The organism is Lunatimonas salinarum (assembly GCF_017811155.1).
GTDB lineage: Bacteria > Bacteroidota > Bacteroidia > Cytophagales > Cyclobacteriaceae > Lunatimonas > Lunatimonas salinarum.
The window spans coordinates 238,431-257,155 of the sequence record NZ_JACVCV010000005.1; the positions used below are offsets into that span (position 1 = coordinate 238,431).

The 18,725-nt window shown below is 45.0% G+C and carries 10 protein-coding genes and 1 tRNA gene; 10 read left to right on the top strand and 1 reads right to left on the bottom strand.

Going from position 1 to position 18,725, the window contains the following annotated elements:
* The first annotated feature begins 82 nt into the window (after positions 1-82).
* Together IAQ59_RS08040 and IAQ59_RS08045 are read left to right on the top strand one after the other, a co-directional pair.
* Entirely contained in the window at positions 83-298 is a 216-nt protein-coding gene (locus tag IAQ59_RS08040; protein WP_209330279.1) for a hypothetical protein, read from the top strand.
* A 181-nt stretch (positions 299-479) separates the two neighbouring features.
* A tRNA-Val gene (locus tag IAQ59_RS08045) sits at positions 480-554 on the top strand.
* Between the two features lie 19 nt (positions 555-573).
* Here the strand turns inward: IAQ59_RS08045 and IAQ59_RS08050 are convergent.
* Entirely contained in the window at positions 574-3,528 is a 2,955-nt protein-coding gene (locus IAQ59_RS08050) for an FAD-binding and (Fe-S)-binding domain-containing protein (RefSeq protein WP_209330280.1), read from the bottom strand.
* Between the two features lie 777 nt (positions 3,529-4,305).
* On the opposite strand from IAQ59_RS08050, the gene IAQ59_RS08055 reads away from it, so the two are divergent.
* The 8 genes from IAQ59_RS08055 (at position 4,306) to IAQ59_RS08090 (ending at position 18,700) form a co-directional block, all read left to right on the top strand.
* Positions 4,306-10,749 carry a PAS domain S-box protein gene (locus IAQ59_RS08055; RefSeq protein WP_209330281.1) on the top strand — a complete coding sequence of 2,148 codons (6,444 nt, stop codon included), beginning with the start codon at positions 4,306-4,308 and terminating at the stop codon, positions 10,747-10,749.
* Between the two features lie 186 nt (positions 10,750-10,935).
* Entirely contained in the window at positions 10,936-11,907 is a 972-nt protein-coding gene (locus tag IAQ59_RS08060; RefSeq protein ID WP_209330282.1) for a sensor histidine kinase, read from the top strand.
* Positions 11,908-11,986: 79 nt separating this feature from the next.
* Positions 11,987-13,333: a sensor histidine kinase gene (locus IAQ59_RS08065; protein WP_209330283.1), complete on the top strand. Its 1,347-nt coding sequence runs from the start codon at positions 11,987-11,989 to the stop codon at positions 13,331-13,333.
* A gap of 243 nt (positions 13,334-13,576) precedes the next feature.
* Positions 13,577-14,014 carry a response regulator gene (locus IAQ59_RS08070; protein ID WP_209330284.1) on the top strand — a complete coding sequence of 146 codons (438 nt, stop codon included), beginning with the start codon at positions 13,577-13,579 and terminating at the stop codon, positions 14,012-14,014.
* Complete coding sequence (locus tag IAQ59_RS08075; protein ID WP_209330285.1) at positions 14,011-15,033, top strand: response regulator; 1,023 nt, start codon at positions 14,011-14,013, stop codon at positions 15,031-15,033. The genes IAQ59_RS08070 and IAQ59_RS08075 overlap by 4 nt, the downstream gene beginning before the upstream one ends.
* Before the next feature lie 31 nt (positions 15,034-15,064).
* Entirely contained in the window at positions 15,065-15,643 is a 579-nt protein-coding gene (locus IAQ59_RS08080; protein ID WP_209330286.1) for a DUF4202 domain-containing protein, read from the top strand.
* Between the two features lie 339 nt (positions 15,644-15,982).
* Complete coding sequence (locus tag IAQ59_RS08085; protein ID WP_209330287.1) at positions 15,983-17,320, top strand: hypothetical protein; 1,338 nt, start codon at positions 15,983-15,985, stop codon at positions 17,318-17,320.
* A 282-nt stretch (positions 17,321-17,602) separates the two neighbouring features.
* Complete coding sequence (locus IAQ59_RS08090) at positions 17,603-18,700, top strand: glycoside hydrolase family 43 protein (protein ID WP_209330288.1); 1,098 nt, start codon at positions 17,603-17,605, stop codon at positions 18,698-18,700.
* Positions 18,701-18,725: the final 25 nt, after the last annotated feature.

Consider the following 18,725-nt stretch of genomic DNA (forward strand, 5'->3'; position numbering starts at 1 on the left):
TATATTGACCACTTGTAAATATGAAGATATTTTTATGTACTTTTGTGTCGTCCAAGTGGACGTAAAAAATCACATAAAAAAAATGAAAACAAGCATCATTGCGATGACTATCGCTGCAGCAATGGCAGTAGCCTCTTGCGGCCAAAAAAAGGTGGAAGAAGAACTTTCTGAGCCCATTGAATCTTCCGTAGAAGAAACGCCAACAGAAGAGGTATGGGAAGAGGAAGTAATTGAAACTCCTGCTGAAGAAACTCCAGAGGTATCGGAAGAGCAACTGGAAGAAGCTTCTACAAATTAAGAAAGAAGACCAAAAAGAAAAGTCCCGGATTCGTTCGGGACTTTTGCGTTTTTAGTCCATTATCTTGTGACGTCCGTTGACGTATCCTTTGGCAAACGCCATGACTCCATCTATTTTGATAATGCATTGGACGACCATTTGGCCGTGTTCCAAAATAACCTTATTATTGCAGCATGAACCTAGGTCGTTAGCTCAGTTGGTTCAGAGCGCTGCCTTGACAGGGCAGAGGTCACCAGTTCGAGCCTGGTACGACCTACTTTCCTACCCATCCCCTCTTAGGCCAACCCCGCCGCATCAAACAGGATTTCTACAGGGTGCAATGCCTTTTTACCGGTTCCATCGGCTATCTGATGCCTGCAACTAGTCCCCGGCGCCGCTATGGCCACCTCTTCCCCCGCTTTTCGAATTGCCGGAAAAAGCACCATTTCCCCGATTTGCATGCTGAGTTTAAAATGCTCTTCCTCATATCCAAAAGATCCCGCCATTCCGCAGCAACCTGAAGGAATTACCTTAACGGAATAATTTCTCGGCAACGCCAACAACTTTGAAGTGAAGTTGACCGAAGACAAGGCCTTTTGATGGCAGTGACCATGCAATAGAATCTCCCGTTTCTCGTCTGTAAATTGATCTGGGGTTATATTACCCGCCATAACTTCCTTGGCCAAAAATTCATCTATGAGCGACGCGAATACCTTCAACTTCTTGGCAGCAGCGACCCATTGTTTGGATACCAACCGCGGGTATTCGTCCCGAAAACTCAAAATGGCAGAAGGCTCAACCCCCAAGAGTGGCATGTCGGCAGAGATCAACTTACTGAATAACTCGACATTTTTATCCGCAACCTTTCGGGCATATTCCAGCAAGCCTTTCGAAATGGCTCCACGCCCACTTTCCGGGTGATCCACCATCCTTACCTCATAACCCAAATACCGCAACAACTTGATTGCCTTGATACCTACTTCGGTATCGTTGTGGTTGGTAAACTCATCGGCAAACAAATATACCGTCTTGATACAGGGAGTTTTTCCTGTAAGGCTATGGTAATTTTTGGTATACCAATTCCGAAGTGAAACAGGGGAAATCTTGGGTAGCTCCCTGTCAGGTGACACTCCAAGCACTTTTTTAAGCACACCGGCAGTTAGGCTGTTGGAAAGGAAAAAGTTGGAAACTCCAGGGATTTTGCTCCCAATCCCATTGAGCTGATTAATGTAAGCAAAGGCTTTGGCTCGTAGCGGAACTCCATGGGTTTTGTAATACTGGTGTTGAAATTCTGCCTTCATCGTAGCCATATCCACATTAGAGGGACACTCAGAGGTACACCCTTTGCAAGAAAGACATAAATCCATCACCTCTTTGATCTCAGGATGGTCAAAGGGGTTCGCTTTGGTGCTGTTAGTCAAAAACTCTCTAAGGGTATTCGCGCGGCCCCTAGTAGTGTCGCGTTCGTTTCGGGTGGCCTGAAAACTCGGACACATGGTTCCTCCACCCGTATGGGGTAATTTTCGGCAGTCGCCACTTCCATTGCACTTTTCCGCCATACGCAGAATCCCACCTACTGAACTAAAGTCAAACATCGTCTGATGTTCGGGAGTCACCATGTCCGGCTCATAACGCAGCGAACTGTTCATTGGGGGGGCATCTACAATCTTACCCGGATTAAATACATGGTTTGGATCCCATGCTTTTTTGATGCGTTTAAAAAGGGCGTAGTTCTCTTCTCCCACCATCAGCGGTATGAATGCGGCTCTGACCCGTCCGTCCCCATGCTCACCACTCAACGAACCTCGGTATTTCTTCACCAGCTTGGCAGAAGCCTCGCTGATTTCGTAAAACTTCTGCACATCGGCCGATTTCTTCAAGTCAAGTATGGGCCTAAGGTGGATTTCTCCAGCTCCTGCATGCGCATAGTAGACCGGGTTTTGACCAAAACCCTTCATGATCTCAGCAAATTCATCGATGTAATCCGCTAAATCTTCAATATCCACTGCGGTATCCTCGATGCAAGCTACCGCCTTGGGGTCTCCCGGTATATTGGCAAGCAGCCCCAGACCGGCACTGCGTAACTCCCAGGCGCTCTTTGTCCGTTCAGGACCGATGATTGGATAAGCATATCCCAATTCGACATCACGTAGCGATTGGATGAATTGTTCACCTTGTGCAATGGCCTCTCCCAATGCCTTTCCCCTGAATTCAACCATCAGAATGGCCTTGGGATCGCCTTCAACAAAATCGCGGTTTTTGCTTTGCTCTACATTCTCTTTGGTACAATCAAGAATGATCTTATCCATCAACTCTACCGCAGTAGGCTGATGTTTCATCGCTACTTGTGCAGCCTTCATACTTTGATGAATCGAATCGAAATGGGCTGCCACCACGATCTCGTGAGGATCTGGAAGCGGATCCAAGTGCAGTTTCACTTCTGTTGTCACCGCAAGAGTGCCTTCCGAACCACACAGCAACTTACAAAAATCAAAAGGGTCAGGATTCTCGGAAAACTGCCTAGACTCCAGCAAATAGTCTACTGCATATCCGGTATTTCGCCTATGGATACTTGGCTTTGGAAAATTCTCCCGAATCTGCATTTGCACTTCAGGATTGGATAGCTCATCCCTTATATGCCGGTACAAACTCCCCTCAAGGGTATCCAAGGTGCACTTCTGTTCAAATTCGCCGTCTGAAAGCGCTTTGACTTCAACTTCAGATCCATCGCTAAGCAGCACCGTCAACGCAAGCGTGTGCTCTCGGGTGCTTCCATACACAATGGAGGTAGTCCCACAGGAGTTATTACCCACCATTCCCCCGATCATCGCCCTACTAGCCGTGCTCGTAATCGGACTAAAGAAGTACCCGTGGGGTTTTAAGAAATGATTTAATTCATTGCGGACGACACCGGGCTGTACCCTTACCCAGCCCTCTACGGCGTTGAATTCAAGGATTTTGTTCATGTGCTTGGATACATCCATTACGATACCCTCTCCCACACACTGACCGGCCAAAGAAGTCCCTGCAGTTCGGGGAATCAGGGAAGTCTTGTGCTCCGTAGCAAATTGTATCAGCTTCTGTATGTCCTTGGCATTTTTAGGAAATACTACGGCAAGTGGCATAGCCCGATAAACCGAGGCGTCTGTCGCATACAGTGTTTTCATTAAAGAATCGTAGTGTAACTCGCCCTCTAGTATGCCGGCGAGCTGCCTAAGAAATGGCGCAATGGGGTTGGTGTCCTTACTCATGGTTCAAAATTAAGACAGTTGCACATAGGAATAAATAGATAGTTAAAATATTTTAGAAGCACCCTAATATGATCCAACGGCCTATCTTTGCCCAGCAAAGCGCACAAAAAACCAGGAATTCATGGAATTGACAATGAAAGCTCCGCCTAGCGCAAAAGAGGAGTAAATAAACCACCTGATAAAATGCACAAACAGACTATTGAAGTAAACAAAATATACTTAAGAATTAAATTCACAAATTTAGCTAATTCTCACCTCTATAAATATTCAATTGATACACATATCCTCCGCTCCTAAGTAAGGGTATTTCCATCGTTTACGCTTTTTTTAATAAAATTTTATTAATAGCTTTCCTACATATTAAAATGGATTTGGACGGGATGAAAACTCTCGGGCGCTGAAGTTGGGGCTGTATGCTTGATTGTATTGGTTAATTAGGACTTGTCTTGGTACCATCGATTGAAATCAACCTACTTTGATAGCTTTTAGTACGATTTTAAAATAAACCGGCATTCCTTCCTTCTAAATTCATTAAAGCTTCAAGGTAATTTTTAGCATGGAAAAATCAACAGTAGTTTGCGACCATCTGCCAAGGTCGTGTTCGGAAAAGTGTTTTTTTGGAAAACATTGGTCTACTGGCTTTTTTATGCTTAAAACATCCCCGGAAAATTCAGATCTACACACGAGCTAAAAAGGTGAATTGCCAAATTAAATTGTGATACCTGTTTATACCTAATCCAGCTACCTACCCTAAAAGTTTAAAATCCGCTATTGAACATGACATCAAACTCGACATCCGAGCCAGCTATAGACGAGACGACCATTCAAAGCCCAGCCCTGCGAATTATTGCCGTGGGCGCTTCGGCAGGAGGGCTGGAAGCCCTGCAGGATTTCCTTTCCAATCTAGATGTACTGGATAACTGCTGTGTAGTAATCGCACAACACATGAGCCCTACACATCGCAGTATGTTAGTGCAATTGCTCGCCAAAGCCACCTCTTTCACGATACAGGAAGCAGTCCATTTGCAAAAATTAACTGAAAAAACCATCTACATCACCCCTCCGGATACAGAAATTTCGATCTCTGAGGAAACTATCTATTTGGCCAAACCTCATTCCAGTATCGGCCCGAAACCCTCGGTCGATGTATTGTTTGAGTCGCTCGCCAAGGAAGACAATCAAGTAATCGCGATTATTCTCTCCGGCACTGGAACCGACGGTGCGGAGGGCATTAATCGCCTGGCCATGGCTGGGGATGCCTATGTTTTGGCACAAGAACCTTCCAGTGCCAAGTACGATGGGATGCCCAACGCCGCTATTCAGACGGGGCATGTCGACGAGATTCTTTCGGCAAAGGAGTTGGGAAAACACTTATCCGGCATGCTATCGTTGACTGCCGGTTCAGACCAATTTAAATCCCAAGAGTTGCAAAAGCCACCTTATGAAAAAATTGTAGAGTTACTTAGTAAAAAAAGTGGCACAGATTTCTTCAATTATAAAAATGCCAGTCTGACAAGACGGTTGGAAAAAAGGGTGACTACCCTCCACCTCGACTCCTTGGAGCGGTACGTAGAATACCTAGAGGATAATCCAGAGGAAGTCAACGACCTCTTTAAGATGGTTTTGATTGGCGTAACGGACTTTTTTAGAGATGCCGATTCGTTCGATGCCCTTGAATCTAGCTTGGACGGATTAATTCAATCCAAAAAACACAACGAAACCATTCGTGTATGGATCCCGGGTTGCTCCACTGGTGAGGAAGCCTATTCCATAGCGATATTGCTGCATCGATTACTTAAAAATCACGGTAAAGAACATCTAGACGTACAGATATTTGCCACTGATATCGATGACCGGGCAATCGCCCATGCGAGGTCGGCTGTCTACCGGCCCGCATCCTTGGAAAAGCTTTCAGTGGAAATAATCGCCCAATACTTTACAGCTAGGGGATCTGACTACGAGGTGGCGAAAGCCATTCGCACCATGGTGTTGTTTTCCAAACACGACATCATGCGGAACCCACCATTTTTAAAGTTGGATTTGATTTCGTGTCGGAACCTACTAATCTACTTTAAAAACTCTCTTCAGCAGCAACTCATCCCACTTTTTCATTTTGCGCTGTTGCCATCAGGATACCTGTTTTTGGGGAAATCTGAAACTATTGGTGCCTTTACCTCCTTATTTAAAGAAGAAAACGCCAAGCATCGAATATACAGAAAAAAAATATCCCAAGGACTTCAAACGATTCGGTTTTCGGCGCTTAAACCACAGACTATCCCCGCTAAAAAAACGGGGCCACCGCCCTCCGACTCGGGAAATAGCCTGAAAGATGCAGTAAAAAAAACACTGCTGCGGGCCCTGGACATCCCCTACGTGGTGGTGAACGAGGCACACGATATTCAGGAAGTACACGGAGACGTACGACTATTTATCACCCTTAGTGAAGGAGGCATTCAGGCCAACCTGATCAAAATGTTGAACCCGGAACTCCAAATAGAAGTCCGGTCGGTGCTTTCCAAATGCATCAAATCCAATAAAGAAGTCAAAAGTAAGATTAAAAAATTCCATCTGTTCGATTCCATCCATTATGCACGGATCGGCGTTTTTCCCATCGAGGGCAGCGGTACTTCCGAGCCGCTTTTTATGGTGCTTTTTGAAAGAATGGACATCGAAGAGTTCATCCAACCGGGCGAGCCGATCGTCAACGGAAATACCGAAGTGTTCCGCCTTCGTGAACTGGAAGAAGAGCTGAATGAAACCAAAGAACAGCTTCAGACTTACATAGAGGAAATCGAAACCAGTAACGAGGAATTACAGTCTCTGATCGAAGAACTACAAAGTACCAACGAAGAACTTCAATCAGCAAACGAAGAACTTGAAACCACCAACGAAGAGCTGCAAAGTACCAACGAAGAGATACAGGTCGCATACATGGAGTTAAAAACGGCCCATGAAACCCTGGAGGCCAAAGAACTCGACCTGCAACACCTTCAGTCCAATACCGAAGCACTGCTTAATAACGACTTGCAGGCTTTTGTATTGGTAGACAACAACTACCTGATCAAAAAATTCAACACCCAGGCGACACAGCTATTCCACGATTTAAGCGGAAAAAAACTAGCAACCGCGACATTGATTTTGGACTACCTACCGGGGGGGGAAACCGAGGATTTTATTCGTAACTTCAAAGAGGTCACAGCGGGCAGGGCATTTACAGGGGAAAAGCACTTTCGGAATCTCTCAGGTGACACCAGATGGCTAACGGTAAACTATACTCCGGTCTTGTTTAACCAAGAAGAAGTCACGGGTATTTCGCTGGGTCTCTTGGACATTACCTCATTGAAGAAAACCCAGTCTAGCCTTACTATGGCGGAAAAACTCATTTCCTCCGTCTACAATGTTGTTTCCCTAGGAATTTGTATCACCGACGAGGAAGGCTTCATGGTGGACGTAAATGAGGCATACTGCAAGCTGTACGAATACACCAGAGAAGAGTTAATTGGAAAACATTTCACCCTGGTGGTTCCACAGGCGGAGCGGGACAGGTTAAAGTCCCTGCATGACCGATTTATCGAAAACGGCATAGAAGGAATCGGTGAAGAACGTGTGGTTACCAGAAATGGAAAAACCTTCGATGTGGAAGTTTCTGCTGATCTGATGGTACAGCCAGATGGAAGGAAGTTTAAGCTTACTTCTGTCAAAGATATTACCCAGCAAAAAGGAATCAAGAGATTACTCGCAGAAGCCCAGGACATCGCACAAATCGGAGCCTGGGAATACCTAGTGGGCTCAGAAACCCTAAACTATTCGACAATCACGCAGCAAATATACGAAATACCGGACTCCGTTTCACTCAGTATTTCAAATGGCTTGTTATATTACAAAGAAGGCGAAAGCCGTGATTTGATAAGCCAGGCAATTTCGGACTGCATTGAAAAAGGCAGTCCTTTTGACCTGGAATTGGAATTTATTAGCCAAAGTGGCAAGCACAAATGGGTCAGATCCATAGGCAAAGCAGAGAAGGCAGACGGGTCTGTGATACGAGTATTTGGTTCCATACAAGACATAACCGCACGAAAACAGGCTGAAGAAAGTATACGGGAAAGCAATCAGCGATTCACCTATGTCACCCAAGCAACTTCTGATGTGATCTGGGATTGGGATATCGCAACAGGAAAAGTACATTGGGGGGGGAATTACGAAAAAGTCTTCGGTGAAGTCCCGGATGACCGCAGATTGACCGACCTCGCTAAAGTACACCGGCGACTAGATCCGGCTGAATTGGAAGGTATCCTGCACGATGCCAATGTGGCGCTCAAATCAGATACTACACGCTGGCAATGTCAACACCGGTACCTAAAGGCAGATGGTACCTTTGCCGTAGTATCAAACAAAGCGCTGATTTTGAGAAACCGCGAAGGAAGGCCGATTAGGGTAATCGGCGCAATGCAGGACATCACGCAGCAATACAACAAAGAAATTGAAAAGAAACTTCAACATGAAATCAGCCTCATATTCAGTCAAAGCACTGGGTTGATAGCAGCTTTGGGAGAAACCTCCCATTTCTTGGGGGAGTTTGCGAAAGTAGATATCGCAGAGGCTTGGCTGATCCATACAGATAAGAAAAGTATCAAACTGGTGAGTCAACATTTGAGGACAAAGGCAGCAGAGGACTTCAAAAAGTGGAGCAGTAAATACACCTCCTTTCAAAAAGGAGAGGGACTACCCGGAACTGTTTGGCAAACGGAAAAGCCCAAGCTATGGGATCAAGTAGGAGGCAGGACTGAGTTCATCCGAAACCAAGCCGCCCGTAAATCTGGCATCTCGACGCTTTTTGGCATGCCCTTGATCCATCGGGGCGAAACAATCGGCGTAATGGTTTTCGGCACAACGGGAACAGCGGATAGTCTTCAGAATTTCATGAGCATTTTCAGTAGTCTGAACGAATATCTGGGTGGCGAGCTCATGCGCAAGAAATTGGAAACAGAGCTGAACAAAATAATTGATACAGCCCCCGATTTGATTGGTATTGCCGATTACGATGGGTACTTCATCCGAATAAATGCATCAGCCTGCCGCATGTTGGAATATTCGGAAGAAGAATTAACCTCCCGACCCATTTTGGATTTTGTTCATCCAGACGACTTGCTCAAAACCCAAGCAGAATACAAACGGCTTAGCACAGACACTAGTCCGATAGTGTTCGAAAATCGCTACATTACCAAATCCGGAAAGACCGTATGGCTTACCTGGTCCTCCACCGCATTGCCCGAAGAGGGCGTGATTTACACCATTGGTAAAGACATCACTAGGCAAAAGTCGCTCCAATTATTACTGGACAGCGCCTACCAAATGGCCAAAATCGGCGGCTGGGAGGTCAATATTCAGGGACAACTGACGCAGTGGTCAGAAGTGGCGCGCAAAATCCATGGTTTAGAAGACGAAAATTACGTTCCAAATGTGACGGAGGCGCTCAATTTTTATCGGGAAGACTACCGCGAATATGTGGCCAAAACGATCGCTGATTGTATGAAATCGGGTAAGCCGTTTGACTTTGAGGCTCCCATTATTACTGCAGACGGGCGTGAAAAATGGATTCGGTCCATCGGTCAGGCCGAGTTTGTGGGTGGAAAAGTCACTAGACTATTCGGTAGCATACAGGATATCCACGAAGAAAAAACGGCTGAACAGCAGTTACTGATTTTCAAACGCATCGTCGAAACTTCCCAAGAAGGGATCGCCGTGGCCGGTCTGGAAGGACAAGTCATCTACCTTAACCCATCCTTCGAAAAACGATTAGGTTATAACACAGAAGACCTTCAATTGATCGGAGGGCCTCAAGCTGTCTACAGCAATCAGGAGGTTTCTCGGGATGTATTTGAGAACCTACTGGACGGTAATGTTTGGAAAGGAGACATCGAACTCAAAGACCGTCAAGGAACAATAACTCCGTACTTTTTAAGTGCGGGCCCTATTCGGGATGAAAATGGTCAATTAGTTGCCGTATTTGGGATACACACCGATATTAGTGAACGTAAAAAAGCAGAGGAATCCCTAAAGCGTAACCTGCAGACGCTAGAGGACTACAAGTTTGCTTTAGATCAAGCAGCTATCGTTGCCTTAACGGACAATAGTGGCAATATTCTTTCGGTAAATGATAAGTTTTGTGAAATTTCCAAATATAGCAGAGAAGAGTTGATTGGCAGTACCCATCAAATCATCAACTCCGGCCATCACCCCAAAGCTTTTTTTGTTGAGATGTGGAAAACATTGGCAAAGGGCGAGGTTTGGCACGGGTCCATCAAAAACAAAGCAAAAGATGGTACCGATTACTGGTTGGATTCTACCATGGTTCCATTCTTGGATGAAAAGGGTAAACCAAAGCAATACCTATCCATTAGATTCGAAATCACTGACCGGGTAAATGCGACCGAAAAACTTGAAAAAGCCAATCGAGAACTGGAAAACCTAAACCTTGCGCTGGAAGCGCGTGCGCAGGAACTGGCCATTTCCAATTCGGAATTGGAACAATTCGCCTACGTCGCCTCGCATGACCTTCAGGAACCACTCCGCATGGTCACGAGTTTCCTCGCCCAACTAAACAAAAAATATGAAAGCCTTTTTGACGATCGTGCAAAGGAATATATCCACTTTGCGTTGGATGGTGCCAGCAGGATGCGACAAATCATCTTGGACTTACTGGAATTTTCCAGAGTGGGCAAAAACGACGAAAAAATAACCGAGGTGCCGCTAGAGGAAATCGTCCAGGAAGTTACCATGCTAAACCGAAAATTAATAGAAGAAACGCAGGCAAAAATATCGGTACATGGGCTGCCTCAGATTAAAGGATACCGTTCACCTATAGTTCAAGTTTTCAACAACCTAATAGGCAATGCGCTAAAATACCGCAAGAATTCGGTATCCCCGGAGATTGAAATTGCATGCCAAGATCTTGGCCAGCATTACCTATTCAGCGTAAAAGACAATGGAATCGGTATAGAAGCAGAATATTTTCAGAAAATTTTCATTATATTTCAACGACTTCATCATAAAAACGAATATTCGGGTACGGGTATTGGCCTGGCTATTGTGAAAAAAATTGTCGAAAACATGGGAGGAAACGTGTGGGTGGAATCTAAAAAGAATCAAGGCAGCACCTTTTTCTTTACGCTGCCCAAGCAACCTACTAAATCATCAAAAACTACTTCAAATAATACTTAAGTAAAACACCTAACCCGGGAGGATGTGATTTCTAGGTTGGATACCTTTTCTACCTTCACGGCAGGTTATAACTTTAGAGAACAACGTAAAGACACATGAAATCGAGCACGACGCAAGCGACACACAGAGGGACGACTGTGATTCGTGCGAGATTCCATCTGGCCATTAAAAATCAATTATAGACAGATGAAACCGGCTGTAAAAATTACCATCGCTTATTTATTGGTGGGATATTGCTGGATTTTTTTCAGCGATAGGGCCTTGTTGTGGATTACGGGCAGCGACACAGTACCGGCACTTATTGGTCTCCAAACGGCTAAGGGACTGATTTATGTGTCTGTGACCGGAATCTTGCTGTATTTTCTTGTCAGGCATTACTTGGACCAAATCGAAAGCAAAGTAATTGAATTGAAAAAGCTAAATCGGCAACTAGAAACCCATGCAGGGCAATTAAAACAGAGTAATGCCGAATTGGAACAATTTGCCTATACCGCTTCCCATGATCTTCAAGAACCGCTTAGAATGATTTCTGCATTTATGGCCCAACTGGATAAAAAGTATCATGAACAGCTCGATGAAAAAGCACACCAATATATTTACTTTGCCATAGACGGTGCCAAGCGGATGCGGAAAATCCTCATAGACCTATTGGAATATTCAAGGATAGGTAGAATATACGAAGAAACTTCCCCTATCGATGTGGAGGGCATAGTAAGCGAATGCTTAGCGGAGTTGCGTCATAAAATACAAGAAAAGGAAGCGCAAATCCATTTGGATATCACTTGTAGTGGGTTCATTTGGGATGCCAATCTCTTTCGGATGATCATTCATCAGCTGCTGGACAATTCGCTGAAATTTGCCAGGCCAGAAGTAGCCCCGGAAATAACTGTCGCTTGCTACGACTCGGACAATGAGTGGGTGTTAGCCGTAAAAGACAATGGGATTGGCATAGACCGAGAATACTTTGAGAAAATATTCGTAATTTTCCAACGGCTGCATCCCTCATCGGCTTACGAAGGATCAGGGATCGGTCTAGCATCTGTCAAAAAGGCAGTGGAATTCCACAAGGGAAAAATACAAGTCACAGCCACTCCGGGCGAAGGCAGTACGTTTACGCTTATTTTCCCGAAAAAGATCGCTTCAAGCAGTGCGGCTTAAGCAACGAACACGCTGGTTATAAGTGAAGCTCCCCTGACAGTATTTATAAACCTAGCAAATATTAAAATCCAATCATCTATTGACTATCTGGAACAGGTATTCCCTTACGGTGAGTAAAAACTTCCCGGAAATAGCTGACAAGTCCTTTACTATAGGCTATTGGAGAGACTATTTGTTCTTCATCACGATCTTATACCTGATACCCTTTAGCTTAATCGCGATTATACCAGGGATCATCGCATCACTAGTAGCAGGATTTTACGAAATCGTCCTCTTCGATGCCGTTTTGGTAGTGGTCCTCTATTTGATTGGATTTCAAAAACGCGTCTCCATACAGGTTAAGAAATCCCTATTTGTACTTATTGTTTATTGTTTCGCCCTGATCCTTTTTAAAACCTTGGGAAGCTATGGACCCGGGCTGGTTTATTTATTGGCGGTTACCGTCTTCGGAATCATCATCTTTCCGGATAAATACGCACTTTACACCTTGGCTGTCAATATCGTTTTTTGTGCATTTTATGGGTTAGTTATTCATCTCAATATAACAGGTCTCCACCCAACGGATCAAGATCAGCTTCTTTCTTGGTTTGCGGTGTCTTCCAATTTTTTATTCCTAAACGTATTGTTTGCCATGCTGATTCCCCGGATGTTTGCCGGCATGCAACAGACCTTGGACGAGCAAATCCGCCTAAAAGAACAACTAAATCAAGAACAGCAAAAACTACAGGAGTCGCTGAAGCAACTTGAGCAAAAGAATAACGAGCTTGAACAATTTGCCTACGTAGCTTCCCATGACCTGCAGGAACCGTTACGCATGATTTCGGGCTTTTTGTCCCGCATCGCCTCCAAATATTCGGACATACTAGATGAAAAAGGAAAAACCTACATTTCTCTTGCGGTGGATGGTGCGGATCGAATGCGGCAGATTATTTTGGATCTGCTTCAATACGCAAGGATAGGCAATGACCCGCAGGAAATCGAACAAATTGACGTTGCCGAATCAATACAGACAGCAATACAGTCCCTTCAGGAAATGGTAACAGCTAAAAAGGCGGAAATTACCCTAGGTCCACTACCTGTAATAAAAACCCATGAGTCCCAGCTCAGTCAGGTGTTTCAAAACCTTCTTGAAAACGCTTTAAAATATTGCCCGGACAACCGCAGACCCCGCGTTCATATTTCCTATAAAGAACTTGAAGCCCACCACCAATTCTGCGTAAGAGACAACGGCATCGGCATAGAACCGGCCCATTTTGACAAGATCTTTGTCATTTTTAAACGGCTCCACGACCGTAATACCTATCCGGGAAATGGTATCGGGCTGGCCATTGTTAAAAAAATTGTCGATTCACACGATGGAAAAATTTGGGTCGAATCTGACTTGGACAACGGTAGTGCGTTCTTTTTTACCCTTAGAAAGGAGTAAAGACTAATAAACCAATAAAAAGGAATGTTTTCTAAAAAGGACACAAATTGCGTTTTCGAATCTTGTAAACATGACAAAAAACTCCGTATCTTGCGAAGCAAACGTTTTCGAATACCTAATAGTATAATTTGATTTTTACTATTGATCGAAACGATCCGCCGCACATCACCGTCGTTCCGCATTGCACAACGAAAGGCTAAGCAGAACAGTTGCGGCAACTATTTGATATCTATGGGGAAAAGCATGAGAAGGACACATATCCTATTAGTAGAGGATAATGAAGGGGATATTTTGTTGACCCGTGAAGCATTGGAGGAGGCCAACTTTGAACACATACTCAGTGTAGTAAAAGATGGAAAGGATGCAATACAATTTTTACTTCAAGTAGATCCCTTTGAGGGAGTAAAAAGACCAGATCTCGTTCTTTTAGATATCAATCTCCCCAAAAAGAGTGGCCATGAGGTGTTACAGTTTATAAAGAGTACAGAGGAGATCAAGCACATTCCGGTAATAATGCTTACGACTTCGTCATCAAATGCAGACATTTTAAAAGCTTATAAAAGTCATGCAAACTGTTTTATAACCAAACCCGTAGACGTAGAGGACTTTATGAACACAGTTTCGATGATTGATAGATTTTGGATTAGAACTGCGGTATTACCTTCATCCATGCAACCATGAGAAAGGATAAAGACCCGTATAAGGTACTCATCATTGAAGACAACCTGGGAGATTTTATCCTCGTAAGTGACTTCTTGGAAGAGACAATTTTGGCTCCGGAAATCGACCATGCGCCAGATTTCAAACAGGCCGTAGACATACTTAACCAATCGGCAGCAGGCTCCTACAATGCCATTTTCTTAGACCTCTCCCTACCAGACAAAAGTGGCGAGGACCTTATTATTGAAATCCTAAAAATGGTTCGGCAAACACCGGTCATTGTGCTTACGGGTTATACCGACGCATCCTTTGCAATCAAGTCCTTGAGTTTGGGTGCCTCTGATTACTTGCTAAAAGATGAACTCTCGGCCACCACGCTCTACAAAAGCCTGATATACAATATAGAGCGATTTAAGACACTGCTTAGACTGAAAGAGTCCGAATTACGCTACAGTGACCTCTTCCACTTGAGTCCACAGGCCATGTTTGTAGTGGATAGAGTATCCAATCAATTCTTGGACATCAACGAAGCAGCCATCAGCCACTACGGGTATTCCAAAGAGGAATTCCTCGAAATGACTCTTAACGACATCATGCAGGAGGATGATTTTAAAAAATACGAGTGTAGACCTGCGGAGAAGAATCCCGACCAATCCAGCTTTCAGAATTTATTTCGGTTTCGACTGAAATCGGGCACTTGGGTGGATGTAGAACTGAGGTGTAACCTGCTACTTTTTAATGGAATTAAAGCAGAGGTAATCCTTGCAAACGACGTGACGGAACGACTAACTCACCTAAATATTATTCAGGAGCAAAACCGCCGATTAAAGGAAATAGCCTTTGAACAGTCCCATGTGGTCAGAGCCCCGCTCTCGCGGATGATGGGTTTGATCAACCTCATTAAAACAACGCAGATTTCCCAAAAAGAAGAGTTGATTCAGCTTTTGGGATACATTGAAGGGTCTGCATACGAAATTGATGATATCATACGGGAAATCGTACGAAAAACCGAAACCCTTAAGCAGGAGGGAGATCTTTAGCATTTTTTCGGAACCAACGCTATTTTCTAAGATGACACGACTTACTGAGGTACTTCAAGAAATAGATCGAATAAACGCAGGTGACCCGAATCTGGATCCCGAGGGCATACCAAAAGAGCTTGTATACAGTCGTAGAATGACCCAGATGCTGGCAGATTTTCACCCGGAAGCCTCCGAATTATTGCAAATCGCCGCACGTTCACAGCACATCCAACGATGGATTATTCCACGAAATACGTTTCCCATGGATCGTATCGGTTACCTGACCTGGAGAACGAAACTGAAAAAACTTCACGCTACCTTAACCGGAGAACTCATGCAAAAGTGTGGGTATCCTACAGCGGATATTCGGCGAGTAGACGACTTACTCAACAAACGGCAACTAAAAAAAGATGCGGATGTACAATGTCTGGAGGACGTGACATGCTTGGTATTTCTGTCATTTTACTTCGAAGATTTTCTGGCCAAGCACGAAGCAGAATCGGAAAAAGTAGTCGATATCCTGCGAAAGACCTGGAAAAAAATGTCTCCGACAGGGCATTTTGCCGCATTAAACCTTTCCTACTCCGAAGACGCACTTACTTTGATAAAACGAGCAATCGAGGATTAGCTTCTGCCTTTATTAAATCCACAAAATCATTTTGTGCCTGAAGTGGCTGACTATGATACCTGTTTCCGAAATAGACTCGCTTCATTTACACGGATGAACTATTTATCACTTTTCCGCTGTAATGCCCCCCTTTTTTACGAAATTTGCAACGGAGATACTTTTCGTGATAACTCAAGCATTCTCCGTTTTATCGGAAGTAACCAAAACAAATTTTCTTTATATACAAAAAATGACATCATGGAATCGGGCACAACACGGAAAGATGACTATCAACCGTGCGCGATTCCATCCCTATAAACCGTAACAGGTTGTGATCATTGAAAAATCAATTATAGACACATGAAACTTTTGTCCATGGTGATGCTAAGCGCATTGCCCCTCACAGCAGCTTTTGCACAGTCCCCATTCCTCGGCGTTCAGAATGGTCCCCGGAAAGGAATGCAAAGTGCCATTATGAACCCAGCAGAAATCGCCTCTCTCACTAAAAAAGTAGAGGCACACGTATTTTCAGCCCAAGCGGTGGTAAGCAACAATGTATTGAACTTCCAAAACATCATTGACGAGTCCGACCTACTCGACTTTGCCTTGGAAAATGCAGATGGCCCCATCAATTTACGGACGGAGGCCGCGGTGCTTGGCCCTTCTGTTGGATTTTCGGTAGGCAAATGGGGCTTTGGCATCGCCTCCCAGGGCTTTGTAAAAGCGGACATCATTGACTTGGATGCCGGCATTGCAGATGGCCTATTTGGTGATTCCGGGAATACCTGGCAATCGGGTTCGCAGACCTTTACGGGATTGTCCAGTTCCAACAACCAGCGTATTCTAGCGGCGGGATGGGCCGAGTTGGATCTCCTGCTAGGTCGTGAGATTTTGGCAGTAGGCCGCCACCACTTCGCAGGAGGTGCCAACTTTCGATTGATATTCCCGAGCCTATACACCAACCTGGGACTAGGCCAGTTCAGAGGTACCATCGTTGAAGATGAACAAGGCATATATCTAACCGATGCAAGTGCTGAATTCAATATCGCCTATTCAGATGCCGCTCTAAACGAAGATTTTAGCTACAACTTGGGGTCATTGGGCGGATTTTCCTTGGACTTGGGAGGTACTTATCAATGGAAAAAATCAGACGGAAGCTCGTTTATCCATGCAGGACTAGCCGTAAAAAACCTCGGAAGTATGTCCTTTTCCAACAACTCCACTAGTCAATCCTACGCCATGAATATCCCTGCATCGGAACAATTCCGTATCGACAACCTAGAAGGTGATTTAGAGGATATCGAAGCCCAATTGGTAAACAGCGGCTATTTCGCGATTGACAGAGGATCTGAAGGCCTATCCATCAATCTCCCTACCATGGTAAATATTTACGGAGAAATAAGGCCTGCCAAAGCCTTTCAGGCATCCCTCTTTGTGCAAAGGAGGTTATCCGATGAGGCCAACAACAACGTAATCACTGCGCAAAACATGATTGTGCTAACCCCCCGCTTGGTACTCGGATCTTTTCAAATTTATTCCCCTTGGGCCCACAGTCAGGTTTCAGGCTTAACCGGCGGTTTGGGCTTGCAGCTGGGCGGTTTTTTCATTGGGAGCAATGCGATACTTACGGGAACCCTTGCCAATTCCATGCAAGCGGACTTCCACATGGGATTTAGCTTCGGAGTAGGCAAAAAATAACGCTGTATTAACTAAAGATGTTGGGAGTAGCTCCGAACGGGCTACTCTCTTTTTGGGCTTGTCCATCTTGTCCTAGCAAGACTTATTTGGCTGCAACGGCTTGCCAGTTAACAACAGCCTATTGAGGTCTTTCACCCACAGATACCATTCTAAACAAGAATTCACGGATTCGTTGGCTTTATTAAAAGATTTTTCAAGCATTCATATTACCTTGTTCGTAAGCAGGTTGATCTAGTGGTGATTTTATCGTAACTTTCCAGCCAAACCTATTAAGATCCTATTATGAAAAAAACGAATGCCTTTTGCGAAAGAGGCCTAGCGTCAGCTTTGAGCCTGCTGATGGCAGTAGCCTGTTCAAATCCGCCGCAAGAAACACAGTCCTCTGAAACGGAGTCGACATCCAAAATTTTCGCCCATCCCCCTTTGGTCACCGAGCAATTCACAGCCGACCCATCGGCCCATGTCTTTGAAGGTAAAATATACATTTATCCCTCCCACGACATAGATGCCGGCATACCTACGGATGACCTTGGATCGCACTTTGCAATGCGTGACTATCGCGTATATTCTTTGGAAAAGCCGGGAGCGGAAGTGATCGACCATGGTACGGTGCTTAGTGTAGAGGATGTGCCCTGGGCCTCCAGTCAACTTTGGGCTCCGGATGCGGCCGAAAAAGACGGATCCTATTACCTGTATTTTCCCGCCAAAGACGAAACCGGCATCTTCAAAATTGGTGTGGCAGTAGGAGATAATCCCGCAGGTCCCTTTACGGCGGAAGGCAATCCCATCCCAGGCACCTATTCTATCGACCCATCTGTTTTCAAAGACAAAGACGGTGCCTACTACCTATACTGGGGAGGCATCTGGGGAGGACAACTCCAAAAATACCGGAACAATCAATTTAACCCGGTAGGAGACGGCCCCACAGACGGACTCCCGGCAGACGACGAGCCCGCTCTTTCCCCCATCGTAGCCAAGCTAAGCGACAATATGAAGGAACTGGCTGAAGAACCCAAAGAGGTGCTAATCGTAGACGCATCAGGATCACCCATTCTAAACGGTGACAACGCACGCCGCTTTTTTGAAGCTGCTTGGATACACGAATATGATGGGAGATATTACCTTTCCTACTCCACCGGCGACACGCACTTCATTGCGTACGCCATAGGTGACAGTCCATATGGTCCTTTCACCTACCAAGGGAACATTTTGGCACCGGTACAAGGCTGGACCACGCATCACTCCATAGTGCAGTTTGACGGAGCTTGGTATCTATTTTACCACGACACCGAACTTTCTGGAGAAACGCACTTGAGAAACATGAAAATGGCGCCTTTAACGCACCTGGCGGATGGCACCATTGAACTGATAACTCCTTAAGTATAAAAGAATGGCGGGAGAATGA

Excerpts from the sequence above, each read along its gene's own strand:
- IAQ59_RS08085 (WP_209330287.1), top strand. The coding sequence starts at position 15,983 with ATGAAACTTTTGTCCATGGTGATGCTAAGCGCATTGCCCCTCACAGCA.
- IAQ59_RS08050 (WP_209330280.1), bottom strand. The coding sequence starts at position 3,528 with ATGAGTAAGGACACCAACCCCATTGCGCCATTTCTTAGGCAGCTCGCC.
- IAQ59_RS08040 (WP_209330279.1), top strand. The coding sequence starts at position 83 with ATGAAAACAAGCATCATTGCGATGACTATCGCTGCAGCAATGGCAGTA.
- IAQ59_RS08055 (WP_209330281.1), top strand. The coding sequence starts at position 4,306 with ATGACATCAAACTCGACATCCGAGCCAGCTATAGACGAGACGACCATT.
- IAQ59_RS08080 (WP_209330286.1), top strand. The coding sequence starts at position 15,065 with ATGACACGACTTACTGAGGTACTTCAAGAAATAGATCGAATAAACGCA.
- IAQ59_RS08090 (WP_209330288.1), top strand. The coding sequence starts at position 17,603 with ATGAAAAAAACGAATGCCTTTTGCGAAAGAGGCCTAGCGTCAGCTTTG.
- IAQ59_RS08060 (WP_209330282.1), top strand. The coding sequence starts at position 10,936 with ATGAAACCGGCTGTAAAAATTACCATCGCTTATTTATTGGTGGGATAT.
- IAQ59_RS08075 (WP_209330285.1), top strand. The coding sequence starts at position 14,011 with ATGAGAAAGGATAAAGACCCGTATAAGGTACTCATCATTGAAGACAAC.
- IAQ59_RS08070 (WP_209330284.1), top strand. The coding sequence starts at position 13,577 with ATGAGAAGGACACATATCCTATTAGTAGAGGATAATGAAGGGGATATT.